The organism is Nitrosomonas sp. GH22 (genome assembly GCF_009833115.1).
Taxonomy (GTDB): Bacteria; Pseudomonadota; Gammaproteobacteria; order Burkholderiales; family Nitrosomonadaceae; genus Nitrosomonas; species Nitrosomonas eutropha.
In genome coordinates, this window is record NZ_QRCA01000033.1 from 12,847 (window position 1) to 34,462 (window position 21,616).

Sequence of the window (21,616 nt, forward strand, 5' to 3'; positions counted from 1 at the left end):
ATTTGTTAGCTATATCTCCCCAATGGAGTCTTACCGTATCACTTTCAGGCCAAGTGGCCGTATCATCACGATCGAACCAACCGAGACGATCCTTGAAGCAGCTTTGCGCCATGGGCTGTCTTTACCTTACGGCTGCCGTAACGGATCATGCGGCACCTGCAAGGGAAAAATTATACAAGGGATTGTTGATTATGGCGCTTATAGCGAAGAAGTGCTGACGGAACAGGAAAAAGAACAGCAGCTGGCACTTTTTTGTTGCGCCAGGCCCCTTTCTGATCTGGAAATTGAATGTCAGGAAATCGAAGCAGTCAAGGATATCAGGGTTCGTACCATGCCCTGCCGGGTACATAAGCTGGAACATGTGGCATCCGACGTCATGATTATTTATCTGAAATTGCCTGCAAATGAACGGTTACAATTTTTGCCGGGGCAGTACATCGACATCCTGATGAAGGATGGTCAGCGTCGCAGCTTCTCTCTGGCTAATGCTCCTGGGAATGATGAATTTCTACAGTTACACACACGCAATTATGCCGGTGGAGTATTTTCTGAATATGTCTTTTCTTACATGAAGGAAAAAGATATTCTTCGGTTTGAAGGGCCTTTGGGATCATTCTTTCTTCATGACACCCCTAAAAATGATACTCCCATTATCTTTCTGGTAGGAGGCACCGGCTTTGCTCCTGTTAAAAGCATGCTGGAATATCTCTTTTACACGGAGAATACCCGCTTCAAGCATAACAAAATAAAACTATACTGGGGAGCCCGCACTCGGGATGGTCTTTACCTGAATGATCTGGCTAAAAAATGGGAAGAAGAAAACAAGAACTTCAGTTATATCCCGGTATTATCTGAACCACTTTTAACTGATAACTGGCAAGGAAAAAACGGCCTGGTACATCAGGCCGTTATGGAAGACATGGACACATTGTCGGATTGTCAGGTTTATGCCTGTGGCGCTCCTGCCATGGTAAAGGCTGCCTTCGACAACTTTACCAGTCAGCGGAATTTACAAGAGGAGAATTTTTTCTCTGATGCCTTCATCCCCTCAAAACCGGCAGTAACTTGACACAAATCAAGCCGAGCTGATCTGCTTGAGTGCAAAGTCTAGTCCCTTGCGATAATGTTCGCTTGCTGCCTCTTGCTTACCCAATTTCTCAAATAACTGAGCCAATGCAAGATGTGCCGGATATCCTGGATCAATTGATAAACTTGCTTCAAGGTAGTTTTGCGCTTTACCCCATAACTCCCCGTAAGTACAAAGCCGTCCCAGCGCCAGCAATAAATCAGCATTGTTCGGATACTTCACGAGCCAGCTTTCTGCCCGTTGTATTTGCCAGCTGACTATACCGCTTTGACAATCTGCATATAATGCAACCAGCTCTGGATAGAGCCCGGCATCCAAACCATTTTCAATAATTTTTTGTGCAGCAGCATTATCTCCTTGAGCCATTAACGCGCGAGCTGCTGCTACTGCAATCCTGCCATCAGTTTTTTCCTGCCATGGCAAGGTTCCCCAGTATTTCTTCAGTAAAACAATATCTTTTGTGTTCTTTTTAATATTTTCCAAGTGTGCCTGGTGCCGTAATTCATCCACATGTGCTCTATCAACAGATGAGCGATTTGACAACACTTCAGTTAATTCCAGCACAGCATCCCAGTTTCCAGCCATCTGTTGGGCTTTTAGCTCCAGTAAAAGTACCGCAGTACTTTGCAGACCACCGAATGAATAAATTGATTGTAAAGCTGTCAACGCATCATGATAACGCCCTTCATCCAGAAACAATTCTGCTTCGGTAATCAACGTCAGTACTCTGCCCACAGGAGCCTGTTCCCTGGCTGCAGTCAGTAAATGATCACGTCGTAAATAATTCCTCTGCTGATGAGCCGATCGGGCTGCAACAACGGCATTCAAAACCTTAGTCGTTTGTGTATCAGCAAGCTTGAAGGCCTTTTCTGAAAATTCCATTGCCTGATCGTAACGCGCTTCAAAAAATGCCCTCACACCAGACCATGTCAGCTGCTCGGCTTTTTTAGCCCGTATCCGCCTGTTTATACCGGACAATCCGGATAGGATCCGCAGGAGCATATAAAACACGGTAAAAACTGACAGCACCATTATGATGAACGTGTTGAACGCAAGCTCAATCTTATAAGGAGGTACGGTAAATAAAACCGAACCCGTGTTGTAGTACGCAGCCAATACGATAGCTGTCGCTGATGCGAATAATGCCAGTACCCATAACACCAGTTTCATTCACCCTCTCCTTTCAGCATGAGTTGATCGTGATACACAATTTCCAAGATTTCTCCCAAATTCGGTAACTGTGATCCGATGTTAATACTGGCCAATCTTTCCAGCTCCCCCAGAGCATCTCTAACTGACTGAGCCTCTGTATTAAAATACTGCTGCACCCAATCTATTGCCGTTTTCACAGCAGTGCGAAAATTGCCTTCATCTCGGATTAATAAGGCAAGGCGTGCCTGCATCAATTGCAGTCTGATATTTTCTTTTAGAAGATGAATCTGGGAAGGCGATAATAATGATGTTCCCGAGTCATTTATTTTTTCAATTTTGATCAACCGGCTGAGATCTTTTTCGATTTCAAGCAGATAACGATGCCATAACCGTGGCTCGGATGTATCTTGTTTCTCCGGCAAATCAATCTCTATCAGACTGGCGTCCATCATCAAAGGAAGATCATCAATCCGTGTAGCAAGCTCCGTAATATCCCGGTTAATCCTCTGGACATCCACAGTAGCCAGCACTTCAAGCTGCGCAATATCCCCTGCCAATGCCTCATTTAATTTTGATGACCCAGGGATTTCATCGGATTGCAGCAGTTCTTGCGCATATTTTAGTGAGTCAAGTGCAGAACGCACATCACCCGTCATCCGCAGATAACGATCAGCCGAAACAATAAGACGTTCGATCACACCCAGCATCCAGGCACCCGTATGAGTACTGTCACCGTCAGACAGCTTGCCAACTTCAACAGGCGATTCACGGGTAACCAGCAATCTTTCTTCCAGATGATTTAAGCGCTGCTTGATTTCTGTTTTTTCAAGCTCAAGCTCAGTAAGCATTGTGCGTGAACGGCTGCTAAAAACATCGGCATCAGCCAGATATGTTGCCAGGGAATGCTCCATTGCAGAGATGTACCCTTGTTTTTCAGCCCATTTCCACAGCATGGCAGTTACTGCAATTAACAAGATCACCAGTATGAAAACAGCCAAGCGGCGAGCTGATCCGGAAGTCGAAATCTGCGTATATTTATTCATATGATCGGATGCTATCAGTGTGACTGTATTTTTTCGAAGTACTCCAGCAAACCTTGCACAGTCCCTTCATCTCCGAGAGGAGTGCGGTATATCTTCCTGATACCCAGCTCTCTTGCCTTGCACTCAATCCGGTCATGTGCCGTAAACACGGCGGTAGCTCTGAGCAATTGTTGGCCTGTTTTACCGATCATGTCAAATAAATTATCCAGACCTTCGCTGCTGCTGATGACTACTGCCTGGATCCCGCTATCATGCCAGTACTTCAGCAACGGCAAGGGATCAACCTCCGGCCGGTGGCGACGATAGCATTCAACATAGTCAACACTGGCGCCACGATCACGTAGCGTATCTCCAAGCAATTTCCGCCCGCCATTACCGCGAAAAATTATGATGCGCTTACCCTGCATGATCTGCAGTTGTGGTACGCGCAACAAGGCTTCGCTATCAGAACCATCTTCTGGAACAATGACAGCGGGAATACCATGACGTTCGAGCGCCCGGGCACTCCCCTTTCCCACGGTTGCAACACGTACATGCTCAGGCCAGCGGCGCTCTGCGTGAACCAGCGGCATAACTCTTTCCACCGCATTCGGGCTGACAAAAACAGCCAGATCAAAATCATCAAGCCGCGCAATCATATCCAGTAACGGCTGCTTGTTTTCGCTATCAGAAATCTCCAGCACGGGGAACAACCATGGCTCTCCGCCCAACCCCTTGATTCGTGCAGCCAGATTACCCGCCTGATGCAAAGGGCGGGTAATCAGAATACTTTTACCGGCTAACCGATCAAGTGCCAATATCTGCCCCGATCACATCTCAGGCCAGGGCGGCAAGAATCTCTTCCGCACCGTGCGTTTTCAGGTTTTGCGCCAGTTGCTCGCCCACCCGTTCTCCTGATTCCGGCTTGCCACATAATTTATCTGCGATTATTTTTGATCCGTCAGGGGTGGCCACAAAACCACGCAGTGTCAATACCCCTTCAAAAATTTCAGCAAAGCCACCCAGCGGTACTTGGCAGCTGCCCCCCAACACACGGCTCATGGCACGCTCTGCCTCCACACAATAAGCAGTTGTGGCATGGTGTAGCGGCTTCATCCACTCCACCATATCAGGATCATTATCGCGACACTCGATACCCAACGCACCCTGTCCAACCGCCGGAAGACTCAGCTCGGGCGGCAACAGCATGCTGATGCGATATCCCAGCTCCAGCCGTTTCAGTCCGGCTGCAGCCAGAATGATTGCACTGTATTCCTCCTCGTCCAGCTTTCGCAGTCGCGTTTGCACGTTACCACGCAACGGACGCACTTGCAGATGCGGGAAGCGCGCCCGTAACTGGGATTCTCGCCGCAAACTGGAAGTCCCTACCACGCTTCCGGTGGGCAATTCTTCCAGGCTGGTAAAATCATTGGAAACAAATGCATCACGCGGATCTTCCCGTTCTGTGATGGCGGCCAGCCTGAATCCAGACGGAACAATCATCGGCACATCTTTCATAGAATGTACTGCGATGTCCGCACGGCCGTCTTCCAGAGCCAGTTCAAGCTCTTTGATAAAAAGCCCCTTGCCACCAATTTTTGACAAGGAAACATCCAGAATCTGATCTCCCTTAGTCGTCATGCCAAGTATGGTGATATCAGTTTGCGGGTATAATTCAAGCAGACGACTTCGAATGAAATTTGCCTGCCATAAAGCAAGCTGGCTCTCACGTGACGCAATAACAATTTTTTCAGGACTAGACATAATAAGAATCTGATTTTGAAGCAATGCCGCCATTCTAGCACGGGCGACCCCGGTCCGGATGATGGCAAATAACTGCATTTTATCCCGGTGACCCGAGCCCATGATTACAGGAGACACACAACAATGAGTTTGAATACCCTAGCGAATATTGTTCCCGAAAAAGACGCATCCCTCGAAAAAGACCATCCACTACGGGAAGACATTCGCTTGCTGGGGCGCATGCTGGGCGACACAATACGAGAGCTGGAAGGCGAGCCAATGTTTGATCTGGTAGAAACCATTCGTCAGACTGCTGTGCGCTTTCGCCGCGAACAGGATGAAGAGGCAGGAAAAGAGCTGGACACCATACTCAATCATCTCAGCCACAAGGAAACTACAGCTGTTGTCCGGGCATTCAGCTATTTTTCGCTACTTTCGAACATCGCCGAAGATCTACATCATAACCGCCGTCGCCGCGCTCATTTGCGTGCAGGCTCACCGCCCCAGGATGGCAGCGTTACGTTAGCTCTGGAACGTGTGGTGGCAAAAGGAATTAATACGCAACAACTGGAGAATTTCTTTGCCGAGGCACTCATCTCCCCAGTATTAACAGCTCACCCTACTGAAGTACAGCGGCGCAGCATTCTGGATTATCAACTAAAGATACAACGTCTGCTCAAGGAACGGGATCGCACCCAACTCACTCCCAATGAACTGCGCCACAATGAAGAAGATTTACGTTCCGCTATCCAAACACTGTGGCAAACCCGGGTGCTGCGCTCAGTCAGGCTGACAGTACAAGACGAAATTGAAAACGGCCTGATCTATTACCACTACACCTTTCTCAAGCAGATTCCTTATATCTACGCCAAGATTGAAGATATTCTGGAGCGTCACATGGACAAGGCGGCGCCATGTATTGCCTCATTTTTACGGATTGGCAGCTGGATTGGGGGAGATCGAGATGGAAATCCCTTTGTCACCCACCAAATTATGTTACATGCCGCCGAACGGCATTCCGCATTGATACTTGATTATTATATTGAGGAAGTAGAAAAAATCGGCCAGGCCATGAGTCTGACTGAACGCCTGATCAAAGTAACCAGCGAGCTGGAGGGGCTGGCTTCGACTGCGCCCGGCTTGCCAGCCAGCAGGATTGATGAACCGTACCGGCGCGTCTTTCTCGGCATGCACACGCGTTTGATTGCAACCAGCAGGTACTTAAGCCCTCACGTTGGCCGACAATATCAGGAAAATACGGCAGAACCGTATGCTGACAGCGCCGAGTTCGTACATGATCTTGATATCGTTATTCGTTCCCTGAAACAACACCAATCAAACAAGCTGGCTCAAGGTGCCATACGAGACCTGCGCCGTGCGGTAGATGTATTTGGATTTCACCTCGCATCACTGGATATGCGTCAGCACAGCAAAATCCACGAACAGGTTGTGTCTGAATTATATGAAAAAAACGCTCAGGACAACCAGAACTATCCTGATTTGACTCGAGCGGAACGTGTTGAATGGCTTCTAGCCGAACTCAAGCGTTCACATCCACTGGTCTCATCCTTGTCTGATTATTCCGATATCACACAGGGTGAGTTGCGAATCTTGAGAATGGCCGCCGAAATCCAGCGTCGCTTTGGCCATGTCGCGCTGCCTAACTATATTATTTCCATGGCAACCGGGGTCATCCACATACTAGAAGCAGCATTGTTGCTGAAAGAAGCCGGGCTACTACAATTTGGTGAAGCCGCACGATCGACTGTAAACATCATCCCGTTGTTTGAAACAATCGATGATCTGCGCGGTTGCGCCAATGTCATGGAAGAACTGTTTTCACTGCCCGAGTATCGTAAAATGTTGCGATCCAGGAGTAACTTGCAAGAAGTTATGCTGGGTTATTCAGACAGCAACAAGGATGGCGGATTTGTTACCTCCAACTGGGAAATACATAAAGCCGAAATCGAACTCACCAAGGTATTTAACCGTCACGGAGTACGGCTGCGCCTATTTCATGGGCGCGGTGGCACGGTGGGACGCGGCGGCGGTCCCAGCTATCAAGGAATACTTGCACAGCCTCCTGGCAGCGTCAACGGCCAGATCAGATTGACCGAGCAGGGAGAAGTCATTGCCAGCAAATATACAGATCCTGAAATCGGGCGGCGTAATCTTGAAACGCTAGTGGCTGCCACCATTGAATCCACCTTGCTTGATCGTGATGCTATCCACTGCCACACACCACAGTGCTATCAGATTATGGAAGAACTGTCTGCCAGCGCATATGCAGCCTATCGCAACCTGGTCTATAAAACACCTAATTTCACACAATTTTTCCAGGAATCCACACCCATCCGTGAAATTGCCGGCTTGCATATCGGCAGTCGCCCGACTTCACGTAAACCTTCCAATAAAATAGAGGATCTGCGTACCATCCCCTGGGTTTTCAGCTGGAGCCTGAACCGCACTATGATTCCTGGCTGGTATGGATTCGGTACCGCTGTCGAGAATTTTGTGCAACAGGCCGGAAATACGCAGGACGTATTGATACAGATGCAAAAAATGTACCGAACCTGGCCATTCTTTCAAACCTTGCTTTCCAATATGGATATGGTGTTGGCCAAGAGTGATCTGGGCATTGCCTCACGCTACGCAGAACTGGTTACTGATTCTGAATTACGCCAGTATGTTTTCACTGCCATCCGGACAGAATTGGAACTTTGTGTGAAATGGCTGTTTGCCATCACCGGGCATACCGAACTTCTACAGGACAATCCCACACTGGCGCGCAGCATCCGGATCCGCACGCCCTATATCGATCCGATGAATCATCTTCAGGTCGAACTCCTTCGCCGCTATCGCTCAGGGGATGATGATGATGCGATCCGGCGCGCAATTCATCTGACCATCAATGGCGTGGCCACCGGGTTAAGAAACAGCGGTTAGTATTTTCGAAATACCTTATTTCAATCAGCTATTGTGAATTAAAGTACTGTGCCTTACAGTAATAACAACTACGATCTGGGGAAAGATGCTGGTAAGTAGTCGTTTTCAGATCGTATACTCAGCACCTCATGTATATTTAACGGAAAAAATTGAAGACTACGATTAAAGGTTTATCTCTGATTTCGGTTTATCTCCGAATCTAACTTTTGATGCTGAAAAAATTATGAAAACAGAGAGCCCTCAACTGGAAAACACCATGTCTATCGCAGAAAGGGCTCGCTCTTTCATAAATCGCCTTGCTCGACTCAAGCCCACCAGGCTGCTAATCTTTACCGTAGTTTTTCTATCTTGCCTGTTACTTTCTCTCGGTGCCGTTTTTTTACAACCGGCGATTTACCAGAGTTACGCCACCTTGCTGACAGTCGCCAAAACAGCGATTGATCAAGCAAGCAGGGAAGCAGATATTCAGCATGTCACCATTCAAAAGCAGGTTCTCCTTGGCCCAGAGCTATTAACTGAAACAGCAAGCCGTCTGCGCGAAGGAAGTGACACTGAAGCAGGCATTGATCTGACACCTGCAACCATTCGCGACATGCTGGATGTTCGGCCAATAACCGATACTAATCTAGTCGAAATGGTTGCCGAAGGAAGCGATCCTGCGCTGCTCCCACGCCTGATCAATACCTGGATTGATGTCTATCTGGATGCACGGGCAGAAGAAGTTGCTCGATCCAAAGGCTCAACAATACAAATGATGCAGGAAGAACTGGCTGCGCTAACTGCAAAAATCGAACAAAAAAGACTTGAGCTTGAGCAGTTTAGAAAACATAACAAAATTATTACAACCGAACGGCAGGATAATGAAGCACTGGCGCGTCTCAAGGGCCTGACCGACTCGTTGAACAAAGCCAGTGAAGAAGAAGTCAAGGCAAAAGCACGACTCGACGCTATCAGAAAGTCGATTGAACTAGGACAGGTTGTCGTACCCACTGAAGATACCCGCACGCTGAGTGCACTCGAAAAACGCGCCCAGGAATTACGGGAACAACTGGAAGAGCTTGACCGGCAATATACCCGCGAGTATATGGCCTTAACCCCTTCCCTCAAGGTTATCCCGGACAAATTGCGGGCATTAGATGATGAAATTCAGCATATCCGCCATAAAGGGCAATCTGTAGTCATCAGTGAAGCCGAACAGAACTATGCTGCTGCTCTACAAGCTACTCGTTCAATACAAGAGCAACTGGACCAGCACAGACAAAAAGCAGCCGAGTTTACTGCTCGCTTCACCGAACATGATGCATTGAAATCTGATCTGGAAGAGCTAGAGCAGCTCTATCGGGACACACAATCAAGACTGGCTCAGATTGAAGCGCAACACACCGGGAGATATCCCTATGTTGATATTATCGAACGAGCTTTTTTACCCCATCACCCAATCAGGCCGGATTATTTATGGAATGCCATGATTGCGACACTGCTATCCTTGCTAATGGGCTTGGCTGCTATCTGGATTTTTGAATTTCTGATGCACAAAGAACAGGAAAAACTGGCCATTCACCTGTCCGATATTCATCTTCACAATCAGAGTAATTTACCTCGCAGCGCTCTTGGCATACCGCCATCAACGCCCGCCAATCTGCTTCGAGAACCTATACAGGCACTAGAGCACATCAAAATAGATGAATACACGCCCCGGCAAATTGACGAACTATTTCACGCGGCAAAAGCCAAGGAAAAACAGCTGCTTATCTTTCTGCTAAGCGGCCTGACACCTGATGAAATCGCAAACCTGCAAAATGATGACGTTGATCTTGAAAACAACTTGCTCACAATTAGAAATATATCCACCAGAACAATCCCTCTACACCCTGCCCTGGCTACACTCTACAGTAAACATGGCTATTGCCTGACTGATCCCACCGGGAATCGGTTGGGCCGGGAAGATTTGGAAGCGTTGCTGACCTGTCTGCAAATTGATGCCGATCTGCTGATAACCAGCCGGATTTCTGCTGAAACACTGCGGCAGACCTATATTCTCTATCTGATCAGACAGGGAATGCGGCTGGCCGACCTCGAACCTGTTGTTGGTTATATCTCGCCGACAGAACTGTCAGAATACGGCGCTTATGCTCCACCGGGAGCCAAGCAGCCGATCGAAGCAATAAACTTATTTTATCCTCTTGAACAAAAACAGGATTTATAACTTTGAGTTTAATAGCGCATCAACCAGATTTTTTTCAATCAAACGATACTGATCATCATGATTGTGAAGGCTTAATAATCCGCTCCAGGCAGGGTTTTGTCTGAGTATATTAATAATTCCATGCCATCCATCAGGTGGATCACCACGCTCCGGTTGTTGATCCACCTGATCAATATGGCGAGCAGCATGGCCCCGGTTCATCAGCTTGTCCAGCAGCTGATGCTGACGCAGATACAGTAACTGTAACGTGTTGTCATCTACACACAACCATCGAGTCCCCTGAAACTTTGCCTGAATCTCCTTACCATAGCGTCTGAATGTAGACCAGCCAGTGCCTGCAATTGCGCCCAATATACTGGCAGTACCAAGACTCAATCCCCCGGTCATCAAATCGATTCCAGCTCCGGCAGCCGCACCTTTTAGCGCGGCACTGCCAATATCCAGCCCATAAGCCTTTAGTATGCCGGGGGCAAACAGATCAAGCTGCCAATATCCGTTTTGTACCGGTATCTTTTGCAGAGCGACATCCTTGTCTGTGAAATTAAACATCTTCAACAAGTCGGTCAGGCAATTTTGCTCTGCCTGACGCACAAAATCCTGCAATCTTATCGCCGCCGAGGATGTATCCACTGAATTCCGATCATCATCGGTTGGCTCCCGATAACAGGCTGCGGTAATGATCAATCCGGCAATCCGTCTGGCGGCGGATATACAAAGCTGGTTCCATATTCGTGCACGGTGGTCAATCAGGCGTTGCAGACGGGTGTAGTGTATTTCCAACAGGCTTTGTATTTTCTGATACAAACGCTTTTCCGCCTCAAAAGCAAATGCAACAGTATCCAGCTCAAGTGAGGCATAGATGTTGAATGCCGCCAGCTTCTTTCTCCACAGATCAAGCTCGGCCCGATGCGCGGCAGTAAAGTTGAATATCGGAATGATGGGTTTTATTGCTTTACCAAGTATCTCAATTTCGATGAGATATTTTTCGAGTACTGGCTCACGCACATCAATTACATACAGCAGGACATCGCTGCGCAATATCTGCCGAATAACCTTGGCTTCCTGCTCCAGTGGATCATTGAGGGAGGTGGCTAATACAAACTTCTCCAGCTGCTCATTCGGGGTTAAACGTTTATTCCTGGAAGCGATTATTTGCAGCTCGTCCTGCAGTGCGTACACATCCTCAATTCCGGGTGTGTCGTGCAGATTCAGCACTGCTTCGCTGCCTGCAAAAATAGTCGCCCGTTCAACATGCCGAGTCGAGCCGGCAGCATCTTCAACCTTACCAAAGCTGGTACTGCGCAACAAGGTACGAATCAGTGAGGTTTTTCCTGTATTAGTATGGCCAACAACAGCAATCTCCAGAAGTGGTGCGTCTTGTTCTGCAGCCCCCCCGCTTGCTTTCATATCAAAATGGATCGTCATCAGGAAAGAACATGTTCGGCTGGAATTGCACTGGCTTGTGCCAACCGGAACCAGGCTTGTTTACGTGACTCCGTAATTGGAATAGCAGCATTATTTTGCAGTAAAACCAGCCAGATCTGGCCAGATGCCAATGCAGTCAGTTTTTTTATGATCCGTTGCACCCCGCGATCAGGCAGCCGATGCGCAGCCACACCAATGAGCAAGGAATATCTGGATTTCTTGATCATCTCTACCGCCCGCATAAGCGTTTCCTGATCTGCCACATTTTCCTGGCAAACCATTCCTTTCGGCCAGATGATGTGATTATCCAGCTCAATGCCGATCACCAATGCTTCCTCCGGCAAATGCCGATTGTGCCCCTTGCGGGCAACTTGCACCGGCTGCTCTTGTGCGACTCCCGGATCGCGATCGATCACACTCGCCATAAATTCATTTGCAATCAGGCTCTGCCGCAACGTGACATAGTAGGGCAGGTATAAATCCAGCTTGTAACGATACTCCGATAATTTCAACATTAAAAATGCGAACAAAGCCAGTATTATCCGAGGCAACACTCCATAAACAATCAGCGCTCCCACCAGAAATTTTGCCCAGGCGTTTCTGATCGAAGCATCTTGCATGCCTGCCCCAATCCGGCTGGCTGCGATCTGCTGACTGTCAGGAGAGGCCAGACCGATCAATTCCATGGGGGCAGCCAGAAGCCGGGTAAGTTCAGGCAGACTGTTTTCTGGTAACAACGTTGTCCCCCAAACAAAATCGTACTGTTTTGCCAGCATCAACAGGATTAGTGTTCCCATCCCTGCAAGCAGATAAATCATCCAAAACTGGTGAGTCAGCAGGCTGATTCGCCACTTACCCACCTTGCCGAACAGACAGGTTTCCCACCAGGCGTGCGCAGCAAGCGTGCCAATGGAATCCTTCTCCTTTTTCTTGAGCTGGAGGAAGGGCAACCAGCGCGCCAATTGTGCAGCAATACCCGAACTTAACCCTTGAATACCCAGCGTAATCCCCGCACTCCACAGCAGCATCGAGAAAAAATTGAATCCGAGTAACACAACCAGCAGCCAATAAATATTCAGCGTCGAAGAATCACCGGTTGCATTAATCGCTGCCAGTCCGCCAAGAATTGTTGCCAGAACCAGAATGACTCTGCCCGCGCGCACAAACAGCTTCTCTGGCTGTTGGAGAATATCGTCCAGGTGATTATCGTGAATCAGATGATGGGCACGATTCAGAAGTCTTTCCAGAAAAGCTGCGTAACTGAAACCAGCAACAGGATACGATTCCATATTGGCAACACCCGCATAGGAAAGCGTCTTCGCCTGACCGGTTTCAATATGCCGCAGCTGCTCCAATCGAACCAGATCATTAAAATCATGGTTTTTAAAAGCCATCACTATTGATATATCAAAGCAGAATAAATAAAAATCAGATTACCCCAGAATACCCGGGCGGCGACCTGAAAATCCTGTCATCAGGCAGTACAAACTACCAATATATGGCAACAGGAAGCGGCTATCACAGGCAGATCTAATACAAGCTTCCACCCGCAAAAACCCGGAAAACCGTACAATTCACACGCTACTGAACAAAACAGAATACCCGAAAGGGAACAGTGAAATCCGTTCATTTATTCCAGGAAGGATATTATTAATGAAACCCGTCGCAATTCTCAGGTTTTTCCCACTTGAAGGGCCCGGCTATTTTGCCACATTTCTTGATCAGCATCATATTCCCTGGCAGCTCATCCGCCTGGATAAAGGAATGCTTCCTCTGAACAATCCAAGGGGATACAGTGGTTTGGTATTAATGGGCGGACCAATGAGCGTGCATGATGATCTTCCCTGGATCAATCTCGTATTATCACTCATCAGGCAGGCAGTAGCCATTGATATCCCAGTGCTGGGCCATTGCCTGGGTGGGCAACTGTTATCAACCGCCCTCGGGGGTATCGTAACAAGTAATCCAGTTAAGGAAATTGGCTGGGGACAAGTGCATATTGAAGAAAGCACACCTATCGCACAGGATTGGTTTGGCAGCGATCTCTCAGAATTTGACGCCTTTCACTGGCACGGTGAAACCTTCAGCATACCAGCAAATGCCGTACGACTGCTATCCAGCCCTTATTGTCCTAATCAGGCTTTTGCACTGGGCATCCATCTGGGTATGCAGTGTCACATCGAAATGACAGCGGCGATGGTCAAAGCATGGAGCGAAGCGAATACTGATGAGCTGTTGCGTAACCATGGAAATCCCGCTGTCAGTAGTAGTGAGGAAATTCAGACGAACCTGGAGGAGCGCATTACTGTATTGCAATCAGTTGCAGATCGTCTGTACAAAAAATGGATAACTGCATTAAAAAATTGATGGCCGCAAGCAATACGGCCATCTATCAGGAGATTACATAAAGCAGTTGTTAAATAGCTATTTCAGCTCGCATTTTCTTCATGGCCTTAGCTTCAATCTGGCGCACCCGTTCGGCAGAAACACCCAATTCTTTAGCCAGTTCATGCAGGGTTGCGGCCTTATCTTCCCGCAGCCAGCGGGCCTCAATAATACGACGACTGCGCTCATCCAGGCTATCTAGAGAATCTTTCAGTTTCGCATGCGTCAACCGCTCCAGCTGTTCTTTTTCCAGCTCTCTGGACGGGTCTGATCCGTCTGTCAGATAAGCAATCGGGCTGAAATCCTCTTCATCACTGTCCGTTAGCGGCTCAAGCGAAATATCCCGACCACTAAAGCGTGTTTCCATCTCGACAACCTCTTCTGCCTTAACGCCCAGTTGCTCTGCCATGGTCGCAACCTCTGCCTGATTCATCGTATCCAGCCCTTCTTTCATGCTGCGCAGATTGAAAAAAAGCTTTCTCTGCGGTTTGGTGGTGGCAATCTTGACCAACCTCCAGTTGCGCATAATGAATTCATGGATTTCCGCCTTGATCCAGTGAATTGCAAAGGATATCAGGCGAACACCGCGTTCCGGATCAAAACGTCTGACAGCCTTCATCAAGCCGATATTACCTTCTTGTATCAAATCAGCATGCGGCAACCCATAGCCCAGATAACCACGTGCAATCATCACAACTGTACGCAAGTGAGAAAGTACCAGTTGATGCGCTGCATTGATATCCCCATTTTCCTGCATTTTTTTAGTCAGCGATATTTCCTCTTCCCGTGATAAAACAGGAAAACTGTTAGCTGCACGAATATAGCTCTCCAGATTCCCTCCACTTATTACCGGTAAAGTTAAAATCTCACTCATATATATTTTCCTCCTGATTTCCGAATGAATATTACGGAATATAAAATCAACAAGCATATTTTAGCACTCTCACCCCTCGAGTGCTAATTCAATATTAAGGTAAAACAACAAAAGATCCTGTCATCAAACAAAGAACAAATATGCTTTTATTTGAGGCTGTTCTCTCTGCGAAATATCCCGAAATATTTGATCACAAACCACAGCAACTATCCAAAAGATAAAAGATGACACCTGGCGATCCGATTGGCAAGCAGCAGAGGAAAAGCTGAATAAATTATAGTGGTCAAGATGGTTGAAATCCGGTTCCGTAGGAGTATGCTATTTTTTCAATTTTCATCACAACACCATACATCTTGATCAGTCCGCATTTTTAGATACCCACTGGAAATTGTAATAGTTGCCAAAGGAGACCCAATGAAAATGTATCATTTATTACTTCTACTATGGCTGGGCGCAGGAGCGCCATCGCTCAGCCACCCGCTGTAGAAAAGGCAGCTTTTAATCCTCCTGATGAATCCACCATTCCTGCCAGCCCGCAGGGAGATGCCATTCGTCTGGGTCAGAAGCTCCTGTTTCAGACATCTCTGCTTCTAAAAAATAATTCAGGGAGTGCATTGAACTGTACAAGCTGCCATCTCAATGGCGGCCGCCAACCCAATGCCGCACCCTGGGTCGGAATTTGGGGAGCATTCCCTAGGTACCGTGCCAGAAACGCCAGGATCAATTCTTTGCAAGATCGGATTAACGACTGTTTCGAGCGTTCTTTGAACGGAAAAACATTACCCTACGAGTAATGAAATGCTCGCCATTCTCGCCTATATGCACTGGCTATCAAAAGATGTCCCAACTGGCGTGGATGTAGAGGGTCGCGGTTTTATCAGAATTACCGCGCCTCAACCTCCAGATATGGAAAGAGGGAAAAAAGTTTATGCCGATAAATGTGCTATTTGTCATTAGCCGGACGGGCAAGGGCAATATGGGCCAAACGGTGAAGTAATTTTTCCTGCGCTATGGGGAGACAAATCCTTTAATATCGCTGCCGGCATGGCCAGACTAAATACAGCGGCTGCGTTTACCAAAGCCAATAGCCTCTTGGGCAAGGCAATACATTAACCGATCAAGAGGCCTTTGATGTAGCACTATACTTTACTCGACAACCTCGGCCGGATTTTGTAAAAAAACTCCAGGACTGGCCTAAGGGTAAGAAACCGAAAAACGCACGCTATTAACTTATCAGCCAATTTCCGGTTCACATCCGAACCACGAACCCAATCGAGTAGCTGTTGAACAGCTCCCCGGACCACCTGTCGACAACTTGTATTCTCCCTTCTGGGAAGAGATTTTCTGCTTCAGATAAAAACAAATGAAATATTTCAGCTGGATATGGCTTATCCAAGCCATTTTTTCTTCTACCAGGCCATAATTCACGCAGATAGTAGTTTGTTACCCGCCAAAGATCGCCAAATCGAACAAACGGACATCAACACCATTCAAATCGTGAATCGTCTACCTTTTATCGCCGTTCACGTAGTTATTATGTGAGTCACTCTACAACGTGATCATCCCGCATATGTCCGCAACCTTTCTCAAGCCGGAATTGATGCTTTCAAGAATCTTTACTGGCTGGATGCCGGGCTAGAGAACCGCACATATTATTAATTTCACAACAACGATATCCGACGCTCACAAATCACCAATGATTATCCCATTTTGCTCAGATCAAGGGTTTAGCGAGTTTGTAAAGAAACAACAATTGGTGACACCAGGAAAAGTTACTAACTCCCCTAATCTGTTTTATATCGAAGTATCAATCCACGCCTTCTAATAACATCTGATCACCCTTGAATAAACTGACGGGTGAATTACCAACAATTTATTCGAAAAAAATCTGCGGCCTACAAAGCAGCACGAGCAGCAACAAAAAGCCCTTGATTACCCGGGTTGATCTTCACTCAACCGCGTTTCTCAGCTACTTATCAAACTCTCCTCACAGCTGAGTCATTTTCTTTATATTCAAAATAACAATAAAGAAATCATTATTTATTATTTTTAATAATAAGCGATCGTTGGTATCTTCTCCCCACTCATGCGGAAACACCGAGAATCATCAACTGACAACCACAACAAGAATAATTGTCATTATTGAAAATATTGCAACCATCCGGCCAGAAGAACTGGATAACTTCTTCCCGACACGGGGTATGAATGAAACGCCCAACATGGATATGGCTTTACCTGATTATATTTTTGTCACAGACAAATATGGCTTACGCAAAAGAAGATTTCACAACAACTGGAAGCAGCCAAACGATACAGACAACGTCATGGCCAAATTTATACCAGCGCGCTCGCAGCTACAGTACGCACCCGGAATCCGATCCACCTCGTTATGTTCGTAATCTGTCTCAAACCGGGATTGATGCCCTCAAAAATCTTTACTGGCTGGATGTCGGGCTGGATTACCGCATACGTTATGAACATCGCCACAATGATATCCGGCGCTCACGCATTACCACAGATAACCCTGTTCTACTCAGAACACGAGCCTATCTAGGTATCAGGGAAATTCTGGATCCCCTGCGCTTCGTCGTCGAATTTGAAGATGCTCGCCGCTATAACAGTAAATTCCCTAAAGATAATCGCGACTGGAATGAATTCGAACTGATCCAAACCTATGGTGAACTCTATTTTAAGGATGCGCTGGGGCGGGATGACCTGGGTAATCATCGCCCTGTCAGAATTCGAGGTGGCCGCATGGTATGGGAAGCACTGGATCGGCGCTTACTGGCCAGCAATCAATGGCGTAACACTACCAATAATTTTGAGGGTTTCCGCATGACATTAGGCCAGGAATCGAATAACTGGGAATTTGACGCATGGGGCGTGCAGCCGGTCATAAGACTGATAGACAAATTTGACCGGCGCGACAAAGGTCAGTGGTTTTATGGCGTAATCGGACATTTTCGCCAGTGGTCAAAAATAGTCACCATCCAACCCTATTACATGGGACTGATACAGGATGACGATGGTGGAACACGAGCCAAACGTGAAATCCACTCTCCCGCCATCCGGGCCTACGGCATTGTACCTAACACTGAAGTGGATTTCGATCTCGGCGCTGTTTATCAGTTTGGGCGCGACGGCGGACAGAAAAAATCAGCGCACGCCTATTTACTTGAATTTGGCTATACCTTTCAGCAGACTGCCTGGAAGCCTCGCATGAGTGCCTTTTACGGTTATATAAGCGGTGATCGTGATCCCAATGACCATACAAATAACCGTTTTGAAAGATTTTTCGGTTTCGGACGTCCCTGGTCAGCTGATGACTATGTCATTATGGAAAATATCCAGGCACCAAAAATCAAAGTAGAGTTCCAGCCACACCCGGATTTACAAATCGATGGTGGCTATAACGGCTTCTGGCTCGCCAGTAAAGCCGATCGTTTCAATAACCTTCTCAGTAGCAATGGAAATAACCGTGATCGCAGTGGTAACAGCGGAAGCTTTCTCGGACATTCAGCCGATATTCGCGCCCGTTACAGGCTGACGCCCCATATCAGTACCACACTGGGCTATTCGCATTGGTTCAACGGTGGATTTGTAAAAAATCGGCAACTGGCGGAACTAGGAGAAACAACTGCCGGTACGGACTTTTTTTATGTAGAAATCGCTGTCAGCGCATTCAAATAACATCGACTTATTTACAAAAGGAAATCAAATGCAATTCAACACATGGTTGTCAGTCGGTCTATTAATATTGGTTATGGTAAATTCTAATCAGGCACTTGCTGATCGGGCCATTCTCAATGTTTCCTATGATCCGACACGCGAGCTGTATGAGGAATATAATCGTAAATTCACCCGCTACTGGCAGGAAAAAACCGGAGAGAAAATTACTGTCAGACAGTCTCATGGCGGCTCCGGCAAGCAGGCACGTGCGGTCATCGACGGTGTGCCTGCAGATATAGTGACACTTGCCCTTGCTCACGACATCGATGCAATCAGCGAACAATCCGGACTGATCCTGGCCGAGTGGCAGAAACGCTTATCCAACAACAGCTCACCCTATCTCTCAACAATCGTCCTGCTGGTACGCAAAGATAATCCCAAAGGAATCAAGGACTGGGATGATCTGATCAAACCGGATGTTGCCGTCGTAACCCCCAACCCGAAAACATCGGGTGGCGCACGCTGGAATTATCTGGCAGCGTGGGGTTTTGCACTAAAAAAACATGATGGTGATGAAGCAAAAGCACAAGAGTTCCTCACCAGACTTTATAAGAATGTCTCGATACTCGATTCAGGGGCGCGTGGATCAACCATCAACTTCATCCAGCGCGGTATAGGGGACGTTCTGATTTCCTGGGAAAATGAAGCTTTTCTGGCACTCAAGGAATATGGCCCGGAGAAATTCGAAATAATCATACCTTCGATCAGTATTCTTGCCGAACCCCCTGTCACCGTCGTTGACAAAAATGCTGACAGACATGGCGTACGTAATATCGCGCAGGCCTATCTCGATTATCTATACAGCAAAGAGGGACAGGAAATTGCTGCACGCAACTTCTATCGGCCGAGTGATCCGGAAATAGCCAGGCAATACGCTCACCAGTTCCCGGCAATCGATCTGTTTACGATAAATGAAGTATTTGGTGGCTGGCCGAAAGCGCAGAGCATCCACTTCAAGGATGGCGGCCTGTTCGACAAAATATATGTAAATCAATGATTGATTCTGTATCCAGCATATTGACTGCTCATAAATTCAAATTCAAGAAGACCCGGAAATGTCAAATTTTTCTGAGTGTGCACCCACGCCTATTGAGTAGTAACGAGCTACCGCACTATCAGATGGATGGCTATTCAGAAGACGGGAGCACTCGTGATACCAGGATCCCTCCTGCCTGTCAGAAAAATTGAAATACAAGAGCAACTAACAGCAGCAAAGCAGGCGGATATGTATTATCCGCCGGGCGGTTTTTAGGACAGGCAGCATAACTCGCAATATGATCTCGGCCGCCATCTAGAAAAGATTTTCACAATCGAATAACAGGAGCTTGAATTTTGAGCACTTTCAAACAATACAGTGTGTTACCCGGGTTCAATCTGGCATTTGGATTCACCCTGCTCTACCTGAGTCTGGTCGTGCTAATTCCCCTGTCGGCAGCATTCATCCACAGCGCGAAACTGACCTGGCCGGAATTCTGGAGTACCGTGACCGCACCCCGAGTTATCGCATCCTATCGACTGACATTTGGAGCCTCATTTGCAGCCGCAGTGGTCAATGCATTTTTCGGATTGCTGGTAGCCTGGGTGCTGGTACGTTACCCGTTTCCGGGCAAGCGTCTGGTCGATGCCCTGATCGATCTGCCTTTCGCACTGCCCACCTCCGTTGCCGGCATCACACTCACCGCAATTTACGCGGGGAACGGCTGGATCGGACAGTACCTGGAACCACTGGGAATCAAGGTTGCATTCACACCCATCGGCGTATTTGTTGCCCTGACATTCATCGGATTGCCGTTCGTTGTGCGTACCGTTCAGCCCGTACTGGAAGATATCGAAAAAGAACTGGAAGAAGCTGCAGCCATGTTAGGTGCAACTCGCTGGCAAATTTTCCGGCGCATTATTTTCCCCACAATTCTGCCCGCACTGACCACTGGCTTTGCATTGGCGTTTGCCCGCGCTATCGGGGAATATGGATCAGTGATTTTTATCGCCGGCAATATCCCGATGATTTCGGAAATCACGCCGTTACTGATTATCACCAAACTGGAACAATATGATTACACCGGTGCAACTGCTATTGCTGTCGTGATGTTGGTGATTTCATTCATTCTTTTGCTGATCATCAACCTGTTGCAATGGTGGGTTCACCATCGCGGCATAAAAGTATAAAGGAATCATGACTACCATCCCATTACTTCAAGCCTCTTCGGCACCGCACAAGATACTGGTTACACAGGAATCACCATGGGCACGCTGGATACTCACCCTGCTGGCGCTCTCCTTCCTATCCCTTTTTCTTTTACTACCGCTGGTAGCAGTCTTTTTTGAAGCGCTGAAAAAAGGATGGGATGTTTACATCGCTGCTATCACCGAACCAGATGCTCTCGCTGCCATCCAGCTCACACTGACCGCTGCAGCCATTGCCATACCACTTAATCTGGCTTTCGGCATTGCGGCTGCCTGGGCAATTGCCAAATTCGAGTTTCGCGGCAAAAGTATTTTGATCTCCCTGATTGATCTGCCCTTCTCCGTCTCTCCCGTCGTTGCCGGATTAATTTACGTACTAATATTCGGTCTGCAGGGCTGGATGGGACCGTGGTTGAGAGAGCACGATATTTCTATCATTTTTGCAGTGCCCGGCATTGTTCTGGCCACCATCTTTGTGACTGTGCCATTTATCGCACGCGAGCTGATTCCACTGATGCAAGCCCAAGGAACAGAGGAGGAAGAAGCGGCCATCATTCTCGGGGCGAATGGCTGGCAGACGCTCTGGTATATCACTCTTCCCAACATCAAGTGGGGATTGCTGTATGGCACCATCCTTTGCAATGCAAGGGCAATGGGCGAGTTCGGGGCGGTATCGGTTGTTTCTGGACATATTCGCGGCCTGACCAATACACTTTCCCTGCACGTCGAAATTCTTTACAACGAATACAACTCTGCTGCTGCTTTTGCAGTGGCCTCCCTGCTGGCGTTACTGGCACTGATTACGCTGGCACTAAAAACATTTGTTGAATCCAGAGTTGCGCAGAAAACATCCAGATAAGGAA

The 21,616-nt window shown here is 47.6% G+C and carries 17 protein-coding genes; 10 read left to right on the plus strand and 7 right to left on the minus strand.

Annotation, left to right across the window (positions count from 1 at the left end; translation table 11 throughout):
* The first annotated feature begins 22 nt into the window (after positions 1 to 22).
* Positions 23 to 1,069 (plus strand): CDP-6-deoxy-delta-3,4-glucoseen reductase, encoded by a 1,047-nt coding sequence (locus ABF86_RS10170; protein ID WP_074456341.1) that lies wholly within the window; start codon positions 23 to 25, stop codon positions 1,067 to 1,069.
* A gap of 6 nt (positions 1,070 to 1,075) precedes the next feature.
* Here ABF86_RS10170 and ABF86_RS10175 read toward each other — a convergent pair whose 3' ends face one another.
* The 4 genes from ABF86_RS10175 to hemC are packed head-to-tail and all read right to left on the minus strand — an operon-like array spanning position 1,076 to position 5,025.
* Complete coding sequence (locus ABF86_RS10175) at positions 1,076 to 2,257, minus strand: heme biosynthesis protein HemY (RefSeq protein ID WP_011634119.1); 1,182 nt, start codon at positions 2,255 to 2,257, stop codon at positions 1,076 to 1,078.
* Positions 2,254 to 3,282 (minus strand): uroporphyrinogen-III C-methyltransferase, encoded by a 1,029-nt coding sequence (locus tag ABF86_RS10180; protein ID WP_074685296.1) that lies wholly within the window; start codon positions 3,280 to 3,282, stop codon positions 2,254 to 2,256. Before ABF86_RS10180 ends, ABF86_RS10175 begins: the two co-directional genes overlap by 4 nt.
* 14 nt (positions 3,283 to 3,296) lie before the next feature.
* Entirely contained in the window at positions 3,297 to 4,079 is a 783-nt protein-coding gene (locus ABF86_RS10185; RefSeq protein WP_074685294.1) for a uroporphyrinogen-III synthase, read from the minus strand.
* 19 nt (positions 4,080 to 4,098) lie between these two features.
* Positions 4,099 to 5,025: a hydroxymethylbilane synthase gene (gene hemC / locus ABF86_RS10190; protein WP_074685312.1), complete on the minus strand. Its 927-nt coding sequence runs from the start codon at positions 5,023 to 5,025 to the stop codon at positions 4,099 to 4,101.
* Positions 5,026 to 5,148: 123 nt separating this feature from the next.
* Here hemC and ppc point away from each other — a divergent pair, with 123 nt between their 5' ends.
* Together ppc and ABF86_RS10200 are read left to right on the plus strand one after the other, a co-directional pair.
* Positions 5,149 to 7,950 (plus strand): phosphoenolpyruvate carboxylase, encoded by a 2,802-nt coding sequence (ppc, locus tag ABF86_RS10195; protein WP_074685292.1) that lies wholly within the window; start codon positions 5,149 to 5,151, stop codon positions 7,948 to 7,950.
* A gap of 256 nt (positions 7,951 to 8,206) precedes the next feature.
* A complete protein-coding gene (locus ABF86_RS10200; RefSeq protein ID WP_240142305.1) occupies positions 8,207 to 10,156 on the plus strand; it encodes an integrase in 1,950 nt (649 codons plus the stop codon).
* On the opposite strand, the gene ABF86_RS10205 is transcribed toward ABF86_RS10200, so the two are convergent.
* Positions 10,151 to 11,581 carry a DUF3482 domain-containing protein gene (locus ABF86_RS10205; protein WP_074685287.1) on the minus strand — a complete coding sequence of 477 codons (1,431 nt, stop codon included), beginning with the start codon at positions 11,579 to 11,581 and terminating at the stop codon, positions 10,151 to 10,153. The two genes, ABF86_RS10200 and ABF86_RS10205, sit on opposite strands and share 6 nt — an antisense overlap.
* Positions 11,581 to 12,975, minus strand: a complete 1,395-nt coding sequence (locus ABF86_RS10210) for a DUF2868 domain-containing protein (RefSeq protein ID WP_074685285.1) — start codon at positions 12,973 to 12,975, stop codon at positions 11,581 to 11,583. The genes ABF86_RS10205 and ABF86_RS10210 overlap by 1 nt, the downstream gene beginning before the upstream one ends.
* A 259-nt stretch (positions 12,976 to 13,234) precedes the next feature.
* Between ABF86_RS10210 and ABF86_RS10215 the strand changes: the two genes are divergently transcribed.
* A complete protein-coding gene (locus ABF86_RS10215; protein WP_074685284.1) occupies positions 13,235 to 13,948 on the plus strand; it encodes a type 1 glutamine amidotransferase in 714 nt (237 codons plus the stop codon).
* 49 nt (positions 13,949 to 13,997) lie between these two features.
* Here the strand turns inward: ABF86_RS10215 and rpoH are convergent, their stop codons facing one another.
* Positions 13,998 to 14,840 (minus strand): RNA polymerase sigma factor RpoH, encoded by an 843-nt coding sequence (rpoH, locus tag ABF86_RS10220; RefSeq protein WP_074685282.1) that lies wholly within the window; start codon positions 14,838 to 14,840, stop codon positions 13,998 to 14,000.
* A gap of 443 nt (positions 14,841 to 15,283) precedes the next feature.
* Between rpoH and ABF86_RS10225 the strand changes: the two genes are divergently transcribed.
* The 6 genes from ABF86_RS10225 (at position 15,284) to cysW (ending at position 21,612) form a co-directional block, all read left to right on the plus strand.
* Positions 15,284 to 15,634, plus strand: coding sequence for a hypothetical protein (locus tag ABF86_RS10225; RefSeq protein ID WP_049753093.1), 351 nt, complete (start codon positions 15,284 to 15,286; stop codon positions 15,632 to 15,634).
* Between the two features lie 4 nt (positions 15,635 to 15,638).
* Complete coding sequence (locus ABF86_RS10230; protein WP_160803583.1) at positions 15,639 to 15,797, plus strand: hypothetical protein; 159 nt, start codon at positions 15,639 to 15,641, stop codon at positions 15,795 to 15,797.
* A 1,248-nt stretch (positions 15,798 to 17,045) separates the two neighbouring features.
* Positions 17,046 to 18,530 (plus strand): alginate export family protein, encoded by a 1,485-nt coding sequence (locus tag ABF86_RS10235; RefSeq protein ID WP_074685280.1) that lies wholly within the window; start codon positions 17,046 to 17,048, stop codon positions 18,528 to 18,530.
* A 28-nt stretch (positions 18,531 to 18,558) separates the two neighbouring features.
* Positions 18,559 to 19,566 carry a sulfate ABC transporter substrate-binding protein gene (locus tag ABF86_RS10240; RefSeq protein ID WP_074685278.1) on the plus strand — a complete coding sequence of 336 codons (1,008 nt, stop codon included), beginning with the start codon at positions 18,559 to 18,561 and terminating at the stop codon, positions 19,564 to 19,566.
* A gap of 335 nt (positions 19,567 to 19,901) precedes the next feature.
* On the plus strand, positions 19,902 to 20,735 hold the full coding sequence (gene cysT, locus ABF86_RS10245) for a sulfate ABC transporter permease subunit CysT (RefSeq protein WP_074685274.1): 834 nt from the start codon (positions 19,902 to 19,904) through the stop codon (positions 20,733 to 20,735).
* 7 nt (positions 20,736 to 20,742) lie between these two features.
* Positions 20,743 to 21,612: a sulfate ABC transporter permease subunit CysW gene (gene cysW / locus ABF86_RS10250; protein ID WP_074685272.1), complete on the plus strand. Its 870-nt coding sequence runs from the start codon at positions 20,743 to 20,745 to the stop codon at positions 21,610 to 21,612.
* The last annotated feature ends 4 nt before the right edge of the window (positions 21,613 to 21,616 follow it).

Excerpts from the sequence above, each read along its gene's own strand:
- ABF86_RS10240 (WP_074685278.1), top strand. The coding sequence starts at position 18,559 with ATGCAATTCAACACATGGTTGTCAGTCGGTCTATTAATATTGGTTATG.
- ABF86_RS10170 (WP_074456341.1), top strand. The coding sequence starts at position 23 with ATGGAGTCTTACCGTATCACTTTCAGGCCAAGTGGCCGTATCATCACG.
- ABF86_RS10200 (WP_240142305.1), top strand. The coding sequence starts at position 8,207 with ATGTCTATCGCAGAAAGGGCTCGCTCTTTCATAAATCGCCTTGCTCGA.
- ABF86_RS10235 (WP_074685280.1), top strand. The coding sequence starts at position 17,046 with ATGAAACGCCCAACATGGATATGGCTTTACCTGATTATATTTTTGTCA.
- cysW (WP_074685272.1), top strand. The coding sequence starts at position 20,743 with ATGACTACCATCCCATTACTTCAAGCCTCTTCGGCACCGCACAAGATA.
- rpoH (WP_074685282.1), bottom strand. The coding sequence starts at position 14,840 with ATGAGTGAGATTTTAACTTTACCGGTAATAAGTGGAGGGAATCTGGAG.
- ABF86_RS10175 (WP_011634119.1), bottom strand. The coding sequence starts at position 2,257 with ATGAAACTGGTGTTATGGGTACTGGCATTATTCGCATCAGCGACAGCT.
- ABF86_RS10210 (WP_074685285.1), bottom strand. The coding sequence starts at position 12,975 with ATGGCTTTTAAAAACCATGATTTTAATGATCTGGTTCGATTGGAGCAG.
- ABF86_RS10205 (WP_074685287.1), bottom strand. The coding sequence starts at position 11,581 with ATGACGATCCATTTTGATATGAAAGCAAGCGGGGGGGCTGCAGAACAA.
- hemC (WP_074685312.1), bottom strand. The coding sequence starts at position 5,025 with ATGTCTAGTCCTGAAAAAATTGTTATTGCGTCACGTGAGAGCCAGCTT.
- ppc (WP_074685292.1), top strand. The coding sequence starts at position 5,149 with ATGAGTTTGAATACCCTAGCGAATATTGTTCCCGAAAAAGACGCATCC.
- ABF86_RS10215 (WP_074685284.1), top strand. The coding sequence starts at position 13,235 with ATGAAACCCGTCGCAATTCTCAGGTTTTTCCCACTTGAAGGGCCCGGC.
- ABF86_RS10230 (WP_160803583.1), top strand. The coding sequence starts at position 15,639 with ATGCTCGCCATTCTCGCCTATATGCACTGGCTATCAAAAGATGTCCCA.
- ABF86_RS10180 (WP_074685296.1), bottom strand. The coding sequence starts at position 3,282 with ATGAATAAATATACGCAGATTTCGACTTCCGGATCAGCTCGCCGCTTG.
- ABF86_RS10225 (WP_049753093.1), top strand. The coding sequence starts at position 15,284 with ATGGCTGGGCGCAGGAGCGCCATCGCTCAGCCACCCGCTGTAGAAAAG.